The organism is Cystobacter fuscus, assembly GCF_044360685.1.
In the GTDB taxonomy this organism is placed as follows: Bacteria; Myxococcota; Myxococcia; order Myxococcales; family Myxococcaceae; genus Cystobacter; species Cystobacter fuscus_C.
In genome coordinates, this window is sequence record NZ_CP043491.1 from 1,334,141 (window position 1) to 1,349,660 (window position 15,520).

Sequence of the window (15,520 nt, forward strand, 5' to 3'; positions counted from 1 at the left end):
GGGGCGCTTCCTCTACGTGCAAATGACGGAGATGGGTAGCGCCGAGTACCGCTCACTCCAGCAGCGCGCACAGCGCGTGCGTGCGCTTCTCGTCGTGCCAGTCCCCGAGGTGCCGTCCAGCCCGGGCGGCCTGCCGGGCACGTTCCGCGCGCGCGCCCCTGAGCAACGTGCGTGCCGCGGCGCGCTGGGCCGCGGCGCCATGGAGGGCGAAGTGCTGGAGCAGGTGCAGCCGCACGTCCGCGTCATGCAACTCGCCCAGCGACTCCTGCAGGGGCTCGAGCGCCTTGATCAGGGGCTTCACCTGGCGGCCCAGGGCGGGAACGAAGAGCTCGGCCTCGTAGCGCAGCTTCTTCACGTCCTTGCGCAGTGCATGCGCCAGGGCGGGCGTGAGGTCCTTCGCGCGGTTCTCCATGAGGGACTCCAACTGGAGCAGGCGGTGGCTCAGCTCCTGGCGTACGCGCCGCCCTCCGTACTTGCCCGGGCCTTTGAGCCGCCGCGTCTCCCGCTCGAGCGCGGGGACGGTCTGGTCCGCCCAGCGCACGAGCGCGCGCCGCAGCCGCCGTTCCTTGTCGGGGAGTGGAGACATCAGGCGCGCGTGCATCGCCTGGAAGCCGGCGCGTCTCGAGGACTCGCCCTTCTGGGCCGCCTCTTCCAGCCAGGCCCCCTGGACGTGGAGGTCACGCACCTCGCCGAGCGCGTCCTGGAGCCGCTTCACCTCGCGCTCGCGCGCCTTCAGGTCTCCCATGTCGCGGAACGCCTCGAGCACCGCGCGCAGCCGGCGGGTGGCCACCCTCAGATCGTGGACGCGCTTCGGGGTGAGCTTCCGGGTGAGGGCGGCCTCCGCCCGGCGCGCGTCGGCCAGACGCGCGGTGAGCAGCTGCCGGGCGGCCTGGGTCCGCCGGCTCTCACGGTCCAGCCCATGGGAAGGGGAGGAAGGGGACATGGGGGCGTATCAGAAGACCGCCCCCGTCCACCGTGCAAGCCCCGCCTCATGCCCCTGGCGGGGTCTCTCCTGCACAAGACAACTCAGGCGTTGGTCGAGGAGTTGGTCTCCTCGCGGATGACGGAGGGGCCGGTCTCCTCGCGGGCGATGTTGGACGAGCCATACAGGTGGCTCTCGAGGAACCACAGGTCCTCCTCCACCGTGCCGAGCACTTGCGTGAGCAGATCCGAGGACACCGGATCATTGAGCTCGTCGCAGCGCTGGATGCCGTCGCGGATGGTGGCCGCGTAGCGCGACACGCGGTCGACGATGACGCGAACGTGGTCATCCCCGTTCACGGCGCTCAGGTCGTACTCCTCCAGCTCGCTGTTCTTCATGGCCAGCCGGATGGTGCCCTCCGCGTAGCCGCCCAGGGCCCCGGCGCGCTCGGCGAACTCATCGGCGTGCTCGCGCACGTGGTCGGCCACCTTGTCGAAGAGCAGATGGCGGCTGATGAAGTGGTTGCCGCGGATGTTCCAGTGCGCCTGCTTGACCTGCCAGTGCAGGTCCACGGCCGTCGCCAGACAGGTGTTGAGCAGATCGATCAGCTCGGAGCGGGCCTCGCGCGGCAGGTTGATGTGGCTGGGAAACTTGGTGGTCATGAACTAGCCCCTGGTCGAGTGTTTCCGGAGGGAAAGCCCGCCGGTTCGCTTCAGAGCCACAGGGTGGGGATGGCGGCGGCGGGCGCCAAGCGGGGATTCGTCCAGCGTTGGCTCGGCAGGGGAGCGGGCGAGCAGACGGATGGCGCCTCAGGGAGGCGTGGGGCTCGCCAGCGCCTCGATGGCCGCGGAGATGACCCCGGGGTGGGTGATCATCGTCGGGTGGAAGGGGACGTGGAAGACGCGCTCGTGCGTGCCGGGCAGGCGCGAGTTCTCCGCGGGGAAGATGACGCCGTCCAGGGGCGTCCAGAAGCAGAAGACCTCGGTGTCGCCGAAGGGCTTCTCGCGCCGGTTCAGCTCGAGCAGGAAGGGGCTGTCCGGCCGCATCTGCACCAGGGCGGGATCCCTCCGCAGATAGGCCAACCATGTCCCCTGGTGCGGCCCGGAGATGGACACGAAGCGGCGCACGTGGGGTTGCCCACCCAGGGACTGCATCCAGTAGCGCGTGGACAGGGCGCCCTGGCTGAAGGCCACCACGTCGACGCGCTCGGCGTGGGTGCGCCGGCGCAGCGCCTCGGCGGCGCGGCCCACCTGGTAGGAGATGGCCTCGATGGGGAGCTGTCCATTGTTGGGGTGGAGGTCCACGGCATGGAGCCGGTTCCGGGGCCAGCCCGCGGCCACGAAGGTGTCGAGCATGGGGTTGAGCCGGTTGGCGTTGTCATCCGTGCCGGGGACGAAGAGCACGGGGACGGGCTCGCTCGAGGCGCGCACGGCGGGCATGGTGGCGCAGCCGGTGAGGGTGGCGAGCAGCAGTCCCACGAACACCCCGCGAGGGGGACGGGGCGTGGGAAGTGGTCGGGAGGGAGTCATGCGGGGTTCTCCGGGCCAGGATGGGAGCCTCCAGGCAGGCGAGGGCCCATCATGCATGCAACCCATCCTCCCTCACACCCGTACGTATGTTGAAGCCACGGGGGGTCTGGTCGGATGCAACCCCGGTGAGGAGACAGCCATGTCGAAGAAGAACCTCCTGGGTCTGCTCATGCTCGTGCAGCTCTCGGGTGTCCTGGGCTGTGCCACGGTGGTTCGCCAGAGCACCAAGGGGGCCCTGGAGGCGATCCGCCAGCAGAAGGAAGAGGTCGACCAGGAGCAGGAGGCCTCCCTCATGCGGGGCACGGCGGGACAGATGACCCGGGGCGCCTTGGACGCGCTCATCACCGGGGAGCCCCCGCCCAAGGCCCAACAGGTCGAGGAGAACCCCGGCGGCGTGGCCTCGGGTGGAGGCGCGGCGGGGGGCGGAGCGGCGGCCTCCACGGGAACGGGCGGGTCGGGCCTGGGAGGGCGGGGGCCCGTGTCCGTGCTGTCCGCGCAGCTGGCCCGGGGGCTCAGCGCGGAACTCGAGCGCCAGCTCGGAGCGGATGGCTCGGGGCCGCTGGCGCGGAGCATGTCGGCGGCGGCCGGTCAGGTGGCCGCCTCGGTGATCCAACAATCCAAGGACGAGTTCGGCCCCCTCTTCCCCGAGTGCCAGGGGCTCGAAGGGGAAGCGGCCCGGGGGTGCGGGGAGGCGCGGGTGTCCCAGCTCAGCGAGTCCGTGGGTGGAGGACTCGTCCGGGGCATGTTCAAGGCCGCTCAACCCGTGCTGCTCATCGTCGCCTTCGGGGGAGGGCTGCTGGTGGGGCTGCTCGTCTTCCTGGCCCTGTCCGTGGCGCGCATCCACCGGGAGTCGGGGGGCGGCGCGGGCGTGTTGCGGCAGCGGCGCTCCGTCTGACTCACGTCTGCAGGAGGATGAAGTCCACCACGGTGCGCCACAGGCGCTCGAAGTGGAGCCGGCGGAAGCCCGAGCCCGAGATGAGCCAGTCCACATGGGGCGGGCGGTGCGCGGGCTGGTCGAAGTGGCCGATGGCGTCCAGGTGGTCCGCGCGCACGGCCGTCAGCACCCGGCCGTAGACCTGCGAGCGCGTGGGGACGATGCCATCACACGCCTGGGGACCCGGCAGGGCGCCGTAGGCTTCCACCAGCGCCGCGGTCTGCGCGGGCGTATGCGGCGGAATGGCGGTGAGGGGCATGCGCTGGGTGCGCCCGTACAGGAAGGCATAGACGGTGTGGGTGATCTGCGCGTACGGGTCCAACCCCGCGCCCAGCCGCGTGCGCAGCGAGGGAGGCCGGGCCTGGGTGATGACGGAGCCGTAGCGCACCCCGGGCCGGTCCTGGCAGCTCGCGTTGAACAGGTCGATGCCCTCGGGCGTGAGCTGGGGGACCAGCGACGCGTCATTGCCCACGTCCCCGAGGAAGCGCACCAGCTCCTCGCGGCGCTCGGCGGAGAAGTCGCCCAGCAGCTGCTCGAAGAGCTGATCCAACAGGGTGGGGCGGAAGCCGAGCTGCTCGTCCCACCGGGTGATGAGGCTGCCGAAGCGGAAGGCCACGCTCAAGGGCAGCCGGCCGAAGCGCAGCACATACACGGTGAAGAGCGACAGCAGTTGCAGCAGCTTCTGGCCGAAGAGCCCGAGGAAGAAGGACGCGAGCGGTGTGCCCGCGTGGGGCGTGGACACCGTCACCACCGTGCGCACCCGGCGGGCGAAGCGCTCCACGTCCATGTCATCGCCCAGGAGCACCCCGGGGCTGACGAAGAGCCGGGCATCGAGCCCTCCGGTGGAGTGGCCGATGAGGTGGATGGGGCAGTCATCGTCCTTCACGTGGGCTTCGATGGACTTGAGCAGGTCCCCCGCCCGCGTGCGGATGGAGCCGGTGGGGTGCGTGAGGACCTGCACCACCTCGACGTCCACGCCCCGGGCCTTCATCTCCGCGACGAAGTAGTCGCGCACGTGCCCGAAGTACAGCAGCTCTCCCAGGTTGGCGAAGCCGAAGAAGCCGGGAACCAGGAGGATGTAGTGCTTCGTCGCCATTCCGCCCAACCTTCAGGGGTCCGGGCCCTCAACTCAAGCCCCATGTGCATGCTCCCTTGCTCTGGTTGACGTCTTGGGCCTCCCAGGCAAGAGCCGGGTTGCTTTTCAACCCCCCTCGCTTGTCTGGAACACTCACCGTGAAATGGCGGGGCCGCGGTCCTGGTCAACCTCGGGGGTCGGGCCGGAATCCATCACGCCCGGCACCCACCGGGCCTCTGGGCCCCTCGAGGACCAGGAAACCCTCGGGGATGAGGCTCGTGGCGAGCATGACCTCGTTGATGTCGCGGTGCTCGGTCCAGGAGCGCACGGCCTGGTGCTCGGGAGCGAGCCAGAACGAGACGAGCTCGGAGCCGAGCGCGGCGAAGTTCCTCAGGCGTTGGAGGGGCCTTTCGCCCACGGCGGGCTGAATCAATCCGATGGACGAGAGCCCGATCGCGAGCCCGAGCTCCCGGAACGCGAGACGCCGGGACGCGGGCTGACTCCCTTCACCATACAGCGAATACAGGGACAGTCCTTCCAGGGCGGCGGCGAGCAGGCTCTCGAGGAGCGCGCCATCCCGGAAGGCCTCGCTTGCCTCGAGCTGCGCGACGCGGCCGGCATCCGAGAGGAGTCCACCGAGCCCGAGCGGATCGACCGTCCGCACGTCCGTGACGCGCAGCAGCGCGGCGAAGTCTTCGACGGCCCGTCGCGGCACAGGCCCCACCGCCGCGCCTGGGAGCAAGGTGCTCGTGGCCTCGAGCTGCACGCAGGTGATGAGCCCGTCCAGCGGATCGTGCTGCCCCATGGACGAGACGAGGGGCCGGGACAGGTCCGTGCTCATCTTCCAGACCATCCGGCGTCGTCCGGGCGGGCCATGGGTGAAGGCGGCGTGGGCGACCTCGGCGAGCTCCCTCGCCCAGAGATTGAAGCGCGGGTCGCCGGTCGCGCGCGAGACCTGGTCGAGCGCGTGCATCCACTTCGTGAGGTAGTGGAAGTACTGGCCATCCCGGTCCCACTCCAACTCGTTGTCGGGAGGCTCGTCCGGCTGGCGCTCGGGGAGGGATTTTCCGATTCGCAGACCTCCTCGCGTGGGATGCGCCTCGCCCTCCCGCTCCCCCAGGCCACTGAGCCACCCGACGCGCGTGTCGTCCGCCCGGTGACGGCCGAGGACATGGTGCACTTCATCCACGAGGTGGCGAGCGAGCTCCAGGTAGTGCGAGTCACCCGTCAGGCGTGCGAGCTCGAGGAAATTGCAGACAGCGAAGGCGTCCGTCCACAGGTAGCGCCGCGACGAGCGCGGGGAGCCGGCCAGTCCGGTGCGCTCGGCGAAGCGCGTCATGAGCCGGCTCGCGTGGGCAATGCCGTATTCCTCCGTGTCCATGTCGTGCGCCTCCCGTGACTCGAGATTGCGCACCTCCGTCTGGCCATGGCACCCAGGGGCGCTCCGCCGAGGAGGCCGCTGCTCGCCCCTCCGCGGCCACCCACTCGCCCCTCCTCTCTGGTTGACGTCCCGGCCCTCCCAGGCAAGAACCGAACTCCTCTTCCACCCCCTCGACAGTCGGGAACACCCACCGTGAAACGTCTGCTCGCCCTTGGCTCGTTGTTGGCCCTCCCCGCCGCCGCGGAGGAAGGCATGTGGACCTATGATGCCTTTCCCCGGGAGGCGGTGAAGGCCGCCTATGGCTTCGAGCCTTCCCAGGACTGGCTCGACCGGGTGCGGCTGTCCTCGGTGCGGCTGGCGGGCGGATGCTCCGCGAGCTTCGTGTCGCCCGAGGGCCTGGTGATGACCAACCACCACTGCGTCCGCTCGTGCGTGGAGGACCTGTCCTCGCCCAAGCGCGACTATCTCGCCACGGGGTTCTTCGCCAAGGAGCCCAAGGACGAGCTGCGCTGCCCCAAGGTGGAGGCCAACCAGCTCGTGGAGATGACGGACGTCACCGCGCGCCTGCAGGGCGCGACGAAGGGCCTGGAGGGCGCGGCCTTCAACACCGCGCTCAACGCGGAGATGTCGCGCATCGAGGGCGAGTGCGCCACCGGGCCCGAGTGGCGCTGCGACGTGGTGACGCTGTTCCACGGGGGGCGCTACCAGCTCTACAAGTACCGCCGCTTCCAGGACGTGCGCCTGGTCTTCGCGCCCGAGTTCTCCATGGCCGCTTTCGGTGGGGACGCGGACAACTTCAACTTCCCCCGCTACGGCTTCGACGCGGCCTTCCTGCGTGTATGGGACACCGCGGGCCAGCCGCTGAAGACAGACACCTATCTGCCCTGGGCGAAGGAGGGCGCGAAGGAGGGGGACCTGGTCTTCGTCTCCGGCCACCCGGGCGGCACCGAGCGCCAGAGCAGCGTGGCGGAGCTGGAGTTCCAGCGCGACGTGGCGCTGCCGTACACGCTCCTCCACCTCGCGGAGATGCGGGGCCTGCTGCGCGAGTACGCCTCGGGCTCGCCCGAGCGCTGGCGCACGACCCGGGCGAAGCTGCGCTCCGTGGAGAACGGCCTGAAGGCGCTGCGTGGCCGGCATCAGGCCCTGGCCGAGCCCTCGCTGCTCGCGAGCAAGCGCCGGGAGGAGGCGGACCTGCGCGCGAAGGTGAACGCCACGCCGGCGCTCAAGGCCACCACGGCGGGCGCCTGGGACGCCATGGCGCGCGCGCTGGAGTCCTCCCGGCCCCTGCTCGCGAGCTACCGGTTGAAGGAAGGAGGAGACGGTTTTCCCTCGGAGCTGTTCACCCTGGCCCGGCAGCTCGTGCGCGCGGCGGACGAGCTGCCCAAGCCCAACGCCGAGCGGCTGCGCGAGTACACCGATGGCCAGCTTCCCGGCCTGCGCCAGCAGCTCCTGCGCGAGGCGCCCATCACCCCGGAGCTGGAGGAGCGGCTGCTCACCTTCGGCTTCAACAAGCTGCGCGAGACGCTCGGGGCGGATGACGCGTTCGTGCGCGAGGTGCTCGGCCGCGAGGCGCCGGAGGATCTGGCGCGCGCGCTGGTGAAGGGCACGCGGCTGTTCGACGTGAAGGAGCGCAAGCGGCTGTTCGAGGGCGGGGCGGCGGCGATCGCGGCGTCGAAGGATCCGATGATCCTCCTGGCGCGCCGGGTGGATGGCCTGTCACGCGAGGTGCGCACGCGCTACGAGGACACGGTGGAGTCGGTGCTCAAGAAGAATGGCGAGCTGCTCGCGAAGGCGCGGCTGGCGGCCTACGGCACCACGGGCTACCCGGATGCCACCTTCACCCTGCGCCTGAACTACGGCGTGGTGAAGGGCTGGCGGGAGGACACGAAGACCGTGGCGCCGCTGACGACGTTCGCGGGGGCCTATGCGCGTCACACGGGCAAGGAGCCCTTCCGGCTGCCGGACTCCTGGCTCAAGGCCAAGGGCAAGGTGCCCGACGACACGCCTCTGGACGTGGCCACCACCAACGACATCATCGGTGGCAACTCGGGCTCCCCCATGGTGGATCGCGAGGGCCGGGTGGTGGGACTCATCTTCGACGGCAACCTGCCATCGCTCGGTGGCCGGTACGCTTACGTGCCGGAGACCAACCGCGCGGTGGGTGTCCATGGCGAGGGCCTGTTGCGCGCGCTCGAGCATGTCTATGGCGCCGGGCGGCTCGTGAAGGAGCTGCGCGAGCACCAACGCTGAGTTCCTGGGCCTGGCTGCAGCTGCTGCACCCCGACCCCCTGCCGTGGGCCCGGCGCGCTCATTCGTGGCTTTCGGGGCGCGCCCGCATACTCCGACCGGACCCACCAGGACCCGCTAGCTAGGTCCTAGCTCCAAGTGAGAACCCGGCCATGCGTCTCCAAGCGTGCTTCGCTCTTCTGCTCTATGTCTCCGCTTGCGCTACCTCAGCGCCGATCCCGGAAGAGCCCGTGGACTGGGACCCGAGGTATGCCAACCTCCAGCGAGCGGCGGCCCTGCCGTGGACGGATGGGGGACGGTGCGTGGTCCAGGAGGCTTCGCAGCCCTGGCCCCTGCTGGCGGAGAGGTGCTATCGGGCCCTTGACCATGGCCGGGTTGAGTTTCGCGACCTCACAGGAAGATGTTCAGTGGCCTCTGCTGGGGCTGCTGCCATGGGGCTCGGGCCGTGCGTCCTGGCAGCACCGGAAATTGCCGTGGGGGCGGTGGTGGTGACGGGCGTGGTGGTGGTGGGCTTCCTCATCAAAGAGGCCCTCGATACATATGAACTGAGGAGGGGTCGCCCCGAGGTAGGACCCGTGCCTGCAACACGCCCGGTGCCTGTAAAGAAGCCCACCCAGCAGGAACCCTCGCCGAAAAAAAGGCCCAAGCCGGAGCCTAAAGGACCGGATTTCCCGCCCGTGGGGCCAACCGACATCTCTGAGCAAGAGCGCCGCAGGTGCGAGCCCGTACCGGCGAAGCGTCACCTTGGGGGAAATAAACTGCACGACAAGTGCGCCGACAGAATTCCGAACAACAGTTTCCCCGGCAGGGATGTGTTCGTGAATGGGAAGAACTTCGACGCGCTGCAACAGGCCGCGCGCACACTTTGGGAAGTCAAGACAGACAACTTCGATACGTATCCGCCCGACCTTCGGAGAATTGTGCTCAACGATCAAGTCCTAGAGTTGCAGTACGAGCGCGCCCTTGCTCTGGCCTGTGGATTTGATTTTCGGGTCGGCGTGCGAAGTCCCGCACACAAAATCGCATTGCTCGACCGAGATGACACCCTTGATATTGTTGTCATGGATTGGTGCTGAAATGACACACCCACAGAGTTCTCTCGTCCTCACCGTTTACGCGCCTGCTCTCGCGCGTGATGATGGCCGCCCTTTGGCTGTCGTTCGTGGAATGGAGCGAGCGCTTCCCGGCTTGCGCCTGGAGTGGACAATTTCCAACGAAGGAAAGCTAATCCCGCTACCGCAGCGCGAGGCATGGCTCGCCCAAGGGCGGCCAACCGGGAGGGGGTTTGGGCTTGTTTGCAATGGCGACAAGGACTACCGGGTAACGGTCTCGGGATGGGAAAGACCTGCGGGGATCTCCCCAGGAGGGCAGGCACAGTTTGAAGTCCATGCTGAACTGCCACTGCATGTGGTGGGGAGCACAGCGGCGGCGGATGTTCTTGAAAGCATGGGGGAGACCACACGCGCGTTCTGGGGGCGGGCGACGCCGGAGGGCGTGGCGGCGAAGATGGCGCAGCAGGTGCATCATTCCGTGCGTGGACCGCATGTTCCACCCCGTGGACTGCCGCCGCTCAAACTCACAGAGGAAATCCGTTTACCCGCGATTCCGGCTCGCTTCGGGTGGATGAACTATTGGTCGCCCACTGCCGCAGAAGCCATCGGCTTTCCGGACCCAGCACGCGATGCGGAGCTGCTGTCACGTGCGCGGCGTACCGCGACGGGCGGGTGGGTCGTGCAGCTCACCGATACACCGCTCGACCTGGACAACCCCGTCCACCTGGACGTGCTTAAACGGGCCTACGAGCGATTCCCGGAGATTGGCGGGCGCGCAGCCCCTTGAGACTCAGCACGGCTCGCAATGGCCGTGAGCCTGCTCCAATTCCGTGGCCGGAAGAATGTGTCCGGAAGAAGGTGTCAGACGATTCGTAGGAGACGAGATGTCGGAACGAGTCCTTTGACACCTTCGACCGCGTGTTCAGGTGCTCCATTTTCCCCCTTCCAGGGACTGAATGAGCGCGCGACCATTGGCGATACGCCGGGTGGGGGCGAGCCCCTCGCACGGTGGGATCCACTCTTGAAATGCCCACCGGGTGGAGCCCGGGGAGGGCCCTCGCGTGGACATGACGACCCACCGGCGCGGCCTCGCCATCTGTTGGTGAGAGCCTGCTGCAACTGGCCCGCTTCCGCGACCACGACGAAGACGCGCAGCAGGTTGAGGTCCAGGTCCTTCTCATAGATGCCGTGCATGATAGGAATTCATCCTATTTATTGGATTTCAGGGTGTCGCGCGTCCATAAGGAGAGACACCTTGTCGGCGGCGGATGCCCGGGCGCTCGAGTCGCTCGTGAACATCTCTGGAGATCGCTATCCCGCGCAGCAGATGAAGCACCTGGACAGCGAGCGCCGGTAGTCCCGGGTTCGACCCTTCCTTTCACACGACGACCAGGCGGCGCGAGCGCCGCGAGGAGACACCATGCAGACGACGGGAAACACCATCCTCATCACCGGAGGCGGTTCTGGAATCGGGCGCGGCCTCGCCGAGGCCTTTCAGAAGCTCGGCAACACCGTCATCATCGCGGGCAGGCGTGAGGGCGTGCTCGCCGGGACGGCGAAGGCCCACCCCGGAATGCAATACCTCACGCTGGACACCGGCAGCGTCGAGAGCATCCAGGCCTTCACGAAGGAACTCACCAGGCGCTTCCCCGCGCTGAACGTGGTGGTGCACAGCGCCGGCATCATGAAGACGGAGAACCTGCGGGAGGGCGACACGGCGATCGCGGAGGAGACGATTGACATCAACCTGCTGGGGCCCATCCGGCTGACCGCGGCGCTGATGCCCACTCTGCTCAAGCAGCCGCACGCCGCCATCCTCACCGTCTCGTCCGGACTGGCGTTCACGCCGTTGTCGTTGAACCCGACCTACTGCGCGACCAAGGCGGCCATCCACTCGTACACGCAGTCGCTGCGCTACCAGCTGCGTGACACCGCGGTGCGGGTCATCGAGCTCGTGCCGCCCTATGTCCAGACGGAGCTGACGGGCGAGCACCAGGCGCGCGACCCCATGGCCATGCCGCTCAAGGACTACCTGGAGGAGACGATGCGCCTGCTCCAGGAGTCGTCCGACGCCCACGAAATCCTGGTCGAGCGGGTCAAGCCGCAGCGCTTCGCCGAGGCGCGCGGGGAGTACGACGCCTTCTACACGAAGTTCAACGACATGCTCGTCAAGGTGCGCACGTCGCGCTGACCCCGCGCTTTGTCACCAGCGCAGAAGTTGGCAGCGTAACCCTACTGTCCACGTCATCGGAGCAAGCCCACCGCCCCGGTGCTCTTCAGGCAGGCACTCAGGGTTCTGCCTCCTCCCTTTGTCTGGCGTCCAAGCACCTCTCTCTCCGGGGCCGTGCTCTCATGGCGCCGGGAGTGTCCAGTGGGCGGGGAGGGTGGGTAACCCTCGCACCTGACGTTGTTCCCATCACGAGGGGCCCATGTGATGCTCGATTCAGGTTGGGTAGGGGTTCCATGAAGGAGCCCCGGGCCGGTGCTGACAGCGTTGGTCGAGCTGCACCCAGGCCCCATGCGACAACCGCGGGGGAAAACACCGTGAAGTGGTTCCGCAACTTGAAGGTCGTCACGAAACTCACGCTCGGATTCGGGCTGCTCACGGTGCTTGCCGTCTTCGTCGGCGTGCAGGGCCTGCGTGGCATGGCGCAGACAGACGAGAGCCTCCAAGAGATACACGAGCACCACGCGCTCGGTCTCGCGAAGCTGCTCGAGGCGGACGTACACATGCTCCACATGTCTCGCACCATTCGAAACGTGGTGCTGGACGTGGGCACGGAGCGACTCTCGGATCGCACCGCGGAGCTCGAGAAGAGCCGGAAGCAGCTCGAGGAGGCGTTCGCGGCATACCGGCGGACGATCTTCAGCTCGGATTCGGCTCAGCAGCTCAAGGCCGCGGAGGTGGACCGGCTCCTGACCCAGCTCCGGAGCGAGCAGCAGGATGTCCTGCGGCTCGCGGCGAGCGGGCGGCTGCCCGGGATGCTCACGACGAGCAAGGATCTCTACGTCGACGCGGGCGTGAAGGAGGTCCGGGCGGTCGAGAACCAGATCGAGGCGGCCATCACGGAGCTCGAGGCGCACCAGTTCGCGGCGATGGAGCAGTTCTCGGAGCGGTCGGCGAGTTCCTACGCGGAGTTCAGGCGGTCCGTCATGGGCGTCATCTTCGCGGCCGTCGTCATCGCATTCGGGATCGGATTGCTCACGACGGTGGTGATCGCGGAGCAGCTCGGCGGGGAGCCGGGATACGCGGCGGAGATGGTGCACAGGGTGGCGGACGGAGACCTCTCCGTGAACGTGGAGACGAAGGGAAACGACAGGACGAGCCTCCTGTTCGCCCTGAAGGAAATGGTGAGGAAGCTCTCCGAGGCGATGGCGGAGGTCCGGATGGGTGCCGCCACGCTCAGCGCGGCCGCCACGCAGGTCTCGGCTTCCTCGCAGAGCCTCTCTCAAGGTACCGGCGAGCAGGCCAGCAGCGTGGAGCAGACCACCGCGAGCCTGGAGCAGATGACGGCCAGCATCACCCAGAACCGGGACTACAGCCGGCAGATGGCACAGATGGCCGTGAAGGGCGCCAGGGACGCCGAGGAGAGTGGCCAGGTGGTGAAGAAGACGGTGGAGGCGATGACCTCCATCGCGGAGAAGGTGTCCATCATCGAGGAGATCGCCTACCAGACGAACCTGCTGGCGCTCAACGCGGCCATCGAAGCGGCGAGGGCGGGAGCGCACGGCAAGGGGTTCGCGGTGGTGGCCACGGAGGTGCGCAAGCTGGCCGAGCGCAGCCGGACGGCGGCGAAGGAGATCAGCGAGCTGGCGAAGAGCAGTGTGACGGTGGCGACGCGCTCGGGACATCTGTTGGAGGAACTGGTGCCCTCCATCCGCAAGACGGCGGACCTGGTGCAGGAGGTGGTGGCCGCCTCCAACGAGCAGGCCGACGGAGTGGTCCAGATGAACAAGGCCATGCAGCACGTGGACCAGGTGACGCAGCGCAACGCCTCGGCCTCCGAGGAGCTGGCCACTACCGCCGAGGAGCTCTCCGCCCAGGCTGATGTGCTCACCCAGATGGTGTCTTACTTCCGTGTGGAGGACAGCCACGAGCGCGGCGCTCTCATGCGGCCCCGTCCTGGAGTGGGGAGCGCTGCCCATGGGCAGACTCTGCCCACGGCGCACGCACTCAAGGCCGCGGCGAATGCCCACGCTCCCGTGGCTCCGGCTCCCCCTCCCGCCGACGAATCACCGATGACCTGAATCTCGGAAGAAGGTGTCAGACGATTCGTAGGAGACGAGATGTCGGAACGAGTTCTTTGACACCTTCGACCGCACCAGCATCTGCGTCACCAGCGTGGTCAGCGCCTGGCCCTCCTGGGCGCCTGCCGCACCGCCAATGCTCACCGAGCGCAGCTCCTGGGGCTGGGGCAGCTTCTCGGCGATGGCGGGCAGCAGCTCCACCAGCCGCGCCTGGAGGTTGGCCGGGGTCCGCCCGTTGAGGATGCGCTCGCGGTTGTCCTGTAGCTCCAGCTCCGGGACCCCCAGGGCTCCAGAGGGCCGCCGACCGCCGACGAGCCAGCACCCGGATGCTCTGGCGCCCATCTCACCACATTCCCGGCCGTGCTGGGGTCCGGGGCAAGGCGCTGACACTGCCCCTCGGCTGTAGCCAGTGCCGCGTCACGGCTCACGCGCCTCGATGGCCGGTGACGCTGAATCGGCGCCGGTAGTCACCAGGGGACAAGCCCATCCGTTTGAAGAAGACCTTGCGGAAGGCGCCAGGGTCCTCGTAGCCCACCCGCCATGCCACCTGCTCGATGGACAGGTTCGAGAACTCCAGCAGCTCCCGTGCCTTGCCCACACGCAGGTACTGAACATAGGTGGTCGGGCTCAACCCCGTCGCTTTCTGGAAGCGGCGCAAGAAGGTGCGCTCGCCCAGCGCGGCATGCGCCGCCATCATCGGCAATGTCACCTTTTCCGGGCCGCGGGCCTGGAGCCAGTGCTGCACCTTCAGGATGGCCTCGTCCCCATGGTGCAGCTTGGGCGAGAAGTGGCTGTAGAAGCGTTGCTCGCGCCCGGAGGGATCCACCAGGAAGAAACGGGCGGTCGCCAGCATGAGACTCGGACCGAGCAGCCGATCCACCAGCCGCAACCCGAGATCGACCCAGGCCATCACGCCACCCGCCGTGATGATGTCTCCATCCTCGACGAGCAGCTTGTCCGGCTCCAGCCGGATGGCGGGAAATCGCTCGGCCAGCCGCTCCGCCAGGCTCCAATGGGTCGTCGCCGGCCGGCCATCCAACAGCCCCGTTTCCGCCAACAGGAAGGCACCGGCGCAGATGGAGCAGAGCGTGGTGCCCGCGGCATGCCGGGCGGCGATCCAGCGGGCCAGCGTCCTCCTCTGCTCTTCCCGCGGCTCTTCCTCCAGGCTTGGCGGAAGGATCAACGCGACCAGGGACGCCCCGGCCTGGGCGTGGGTGTCGAAGACCCGCTCCATCTTCCCGCCATCGCCAGGCCGCCAATGGCTGACCCGCAGGGAGGGCACGCCCGACACGCCCTGCTGGGCCGCGAGCCGGTTGGCGATGCGGAACATGTCCGTCAACCCATGTACCGCCGACATCTGGGCACCGGGATAGATCAGCAGTCCGATATGGGCCAGGACGTGCCCCGTGGTCATTTGTCAGTTCTACCCCTGATCCTGTCAGTTCCGCCAATCCCCATGGGACGCAGCGCCGCTCTATCTTCCGGCCATTCACCGCGGCACCCCAACGGCCAGGACCAGAAGGAAGGCACCATGAGCAAGCGCGCCCTCATCGTCATCGACGTCCAGAATGATTACTTCCCGGGCGGGAAATGGACCCTCGACGGCATTGACGCCGCCGCGGACAACACCGCGCGGCTGATCGCCGCCGCGCGGGCTCGGGGTGAGTTGGTCGTCCATGTCCGCCATGAGTTCAAGACCGCCGACGCTCCCTTCTTCACTCCAGGCTCGAGCGGGGCCGCGATCCATGAGAAGGTGACCCCGGCGGCGGCGGAGCCGGTGGTGCTGAAGCACTTCGTCAACTCCTTCCGCGAGACCGAGCTGAAGACAATCCTCGAGCGCCACGGGATCGAGGAACTCATCATCTGTGGAGCCATGAGCCACATGTGCATCGATGGCGGGGTGCGAGCGGCGGCCGATCTGGGCTACCGCTGCACCCTGATCCACGATGCCTGCGCCAGCCGCGATCTGGAATTCGGAGGCGTGCGCGTACCCGCCGCTCAGGTTCATGCCGCTTTCATGGCGGCGCTCAGCTTCGCCTATGCCAGGACCCAGTCCACCGATGAGTTCCTGGCGTGAGCCAGCTGACCCGGTCCGGCCAGCGCTCGCCACTCGAGCTGAGTCTCCGGACCGC

At 68.0% G+C, this 15,520-nt stretch carries 14 protein-coding genes; 7 read left to right on the plus strand and 7 right to left on the minus strand.

What is annotated here, in order from left to right; all coding sequences use genetic code 11:
- Positions 1-52: 52 nt before the first annotated feature.
- From F0U63_RS05565 to F0U63_RS05575, 3 genes are all read right to left on the minus strand, one after another.
- Positions 53-943 (minus strand): CHAD domain-containing protein, encoded by an 891-nt coding sequence (locus tag F0U63_RS05565; RefSeq protein ID WP_395844442.1) that lies wholly within the window; start codon positions 941-943, stop codon positions 53-55.
- An 83-nt stretch (positions 944-1,026) separates the two neighbouring features.
- Positions 1,027-1,584 (minus strand): DNA starvation/stationary phase protection protein Dps, encoded by a 558-nt coding sequence (gene dps, locus F0U63_RS05570; RefSeq protein WP_395844444.1) that lies wholly within the window; start codon positions 1,582-1,584, stop codon positions 1,027-1,029.
- A gap of 147 nt (positions 1,585-1,731) precedes the next feature.
- On the minus strand, positions 1,732-2,451 hold the full coding sequence (locus F0U63_RS05575; protein ID WP_395844446.1) for an esterase/lipase family protein: 720 nt from the start codon (positions 2,449-2,451) through the stop codon (positions 1,732-1,734).
- A gap of 139 nt (positions 2,452-2,590) precedes the next feature.
- On the opposite strand from F0U63_RS05575, the gene F0U63_RS05580 reads away from it, so the two are divergent.
- Positions 2,591-3,346: a hypothetical protein gene (locus tag F0U63_RS05580; RefSeq protein ID WP_395844448.1), complete on the plus strand. Its 756-nt coding sequence runs from the start codon at positions 2,591-2,593 to the stop codon at positions 3,344-3,346.
- A 1-nt stretch (position 3,347) separates the two neighbouring features.
- On the opposite strand, the gene F0U63_RS05585 is transcribed toward F0U63_RS05580, so the two are convergent.
- Together F0U63_RS05585 and F0U63_RS05590 are read right to left on the minus strand one after the other, a co-directional pair.
- Entirely contained in the window at positions 3,348-4,481 is a 1,134-nt protein-coding gene (locus tag F0U63_RS05585) for an esterase/lipase family protein (RefSeq protein ID WP_395844450.1), read from the minus strand.
- 163 nt (positions 4,482-4,644) lie between these two features.
- Complete coding sequence (locus F0U63_RS05590) at positions 4,645-5,841, minus strand: hypothetical protein (protein ID WP_395844452.1); 1,197 nt, start codon at positions 5,839-5,841, stop codon at positions 4,645-4,647.
- 252 nt (positions 5,842-6,093) lie between these two features.
- Between F0U63_RS05590 and F0U63_RS05595 the strand changes: the two genes are divergently transcribed.
- The 5 genes from F0U63_RS05595 to F0U63_RS05615 all read left to right on the plus strand — a co-directional run bounded on the left by F0U63_RS05595 (position 6,094) and on the right by F0U63_RS05615 (position 13,388).
- Complete coding sequence (locus F0U63_RS05595; RefSeq protein WP_395848320.1) at positions 6,094-8,091, plus strand: S46 family peptidase; 1,998 nt, start codon at positions 6,094-6,096, stop codon at positions 8,089-8,091.
- A 428-nt stretch (positions 8,092-8,519) separates the two neighbouring features.
- Entirely contained in the window at positions 8,520-9,164 is a 645-nt protein-coding gene (locus F0U63_RS05600) for a DUF6310 domain-containing protein (RefSeq protein ID WP_395844454.1), read from the plus strand.
- Between the two features lies 1 nt (position 9,165).
- The gene (locus F0U63_RS05605) at positions 9,166-9,927 is read left to right on the plus strand and encodes a DUF5953 family protein (RefSeq protein WP_395848321.1); all 762 of its coding nucleotides are present in this window, start codon (positions 9,166-9,168) and stop codon (positions 9,925-9,927) included.
- 633 nt (positions 9,928-10,560) lie between these two features.
- Complete coding sequence (locus tag F0U63_RS05610) at positions 10,561-11,331, plus strand: SDR family oxidoreductase (protein ID WP_395844456.1); 771 nt, start codon at positions 10,561-10,563, stop codon at positions 11,329-11,331.
- Positions 11,332-11,684: 353 nt separating this feature from the next.
- The gene (locus F0U63_RS05615) at positions 11,685-13,388 is read left to right on the plus strand and encodes a methyl-accepting chemotaxis protein (RefSeq protein ID WP_395844458.1); all 1,704 of its coding nucleotides are present in this window, start codon (positions 11,685-11,687) and stop codon (positions 13,386-13,388) included.
- Here F0U63_RS05615 and F0U63_RS05620 read toward each other — a convergent pair.
- Positions 13,374-13,730 (minus strand): hypothetical protein, encoded by a 357-nt coding sequence (locus F0U63_RS05620; protein WP_395844460.1) that lies wholly within the window; start codon positions 13,728-13,730, stop codon positions 13,374-13,376. The two genes, F0U63_RS05615 and F0U63_RS05620, sit on opposite strands and share 15 nt — an antisense overlap.
- 82 nt (positions 13,731-13,812) lie before the next feature.
- Entirely contained in the window at positions 13,813-14,802 is a 990-nt protein-coding gene (locus F0U63_RS05625; RefSeq protein WP_395844462.1) for a GlxA family transcriptional regulator, read from the minus strand.
- A gap of 117 nt (positions 14,803-14,919) precedes the next feature.
- Here F0U63_RS05625 and F0U63_RS05630 point away from each other — a divergent pair, with 117 nt between their 5' ends.
- Positions 14,920-15,465, plus strand: a complete 546-nt coding sequence (locus F0U63_RS05630; RefSeq protein WP_395844464.1) for a cysteine hydrolase family protein — start codon at positions 14,920-14,922, stop codon at positions 15,463-15,465.
- Positions 15,466-15,520 lie beyond the last annotated feature (55 nt).

What these genes read in the sequence shown, in the direction of transcription:
- F0U63_RS05565 (WP_395844442.1), bottom strand. Translation starts at nt 943, where the DNA reads ATGTCCCCTTCCTCCCCTTCCCATGGGCTGGACCGTGAGAGCCGGCGG.
- dps (WP_395844444.1), bottom strand. Translation starts at nt 1,584, where the DNA reads ATGACCACCAAGTTTCCCAGCCACATCAACCTGCCGCGCGAGGCCCGC.
- F0U63_RS05575 (WP_395844446.1), bottom strand. Translation starts at nt 2,451, where the DNA reads ATGACTCCCTCCCGACCACTTCCCACGCCCCGTCCCCCTCGCGGGGTG.
- F0U63_RS05580 (WP_395844448.1), top strand. Translation starts at nt 2,591, where the DNA reads ATGTCGAAGAAGAACCTCCTGGGTCTGCTCATGCTCGTGCAGCTCTCG.
- F0U63_RS05585 (WP_395844450.1), bottom strand. Translation starts at nt 4,481, where the DNA reads ATGGCGACGAAGCACTACATCCTCCTGGTTCCCGGCTTCTTCGGCTTC.
- F0U63_RS05590 (WP_395844452.1), bottom strand. Translation starts at nt 5,841, where the DNA reads ATGGACACGGAGGAATACGGCATTGCCCACGCGAGCCGGCTCATGACG.
- F0U63_RS05595 (WP_395848320.1), top strand. Translation starts at nt 6,094, where the DNA reads ATGTGGACCTATGATGCCTTTCCCCGGGAGGCGGTGAAGGCCGCCTAT.
- F0U63_RS05600 (WP_395844454.1), top strand. Translation starts at nt 8,520, where the DNA reads ATGGGGCTCGGGCCGTGCGTCCTGGCAGCACCGGAAATTGCCGTGGGG.
- F0U63_RS05605 (WP_395848321.1), top strand. Translation starts at nt 9,166, where the DNA reads ATGACACACCCACAGAGTTCTCTCGTCCTCACCGTTTACGCGCCTGCT.
- F0U63_RS05610 (WP_395844456.1), top strand. Translation starts at nt 10,561, where the DNA reads ATGCAGACGACGGGAAACACCATCCTCATCACCGGAGGCGGTTCTGGA.
- F0U63_RS05620 (WP_395844460.1), bottom strand. Translation starts at nt 13,730, where the DNA reads ATGGGCGCCAGAGCATCCGGGTGCTGGCTCGTCGGCGGTCGGCGGCCC.
- F0U63_RS05625 (WP_395844462.1), bottom strand. Translation starts at nt 14,802, where the DNA reads ATGACCACGGGGCACGTCCTGGCCCATATCGGACTGCTGATCTATCCC.
- F0U63_RS05630 (WP_395844464.1), top strand. Translation starts at nt 14,920, where the DNA reads ATGAGCAAGCGCGCCCTCATCGTCATCGACGTCCAGAATGATTACTTC.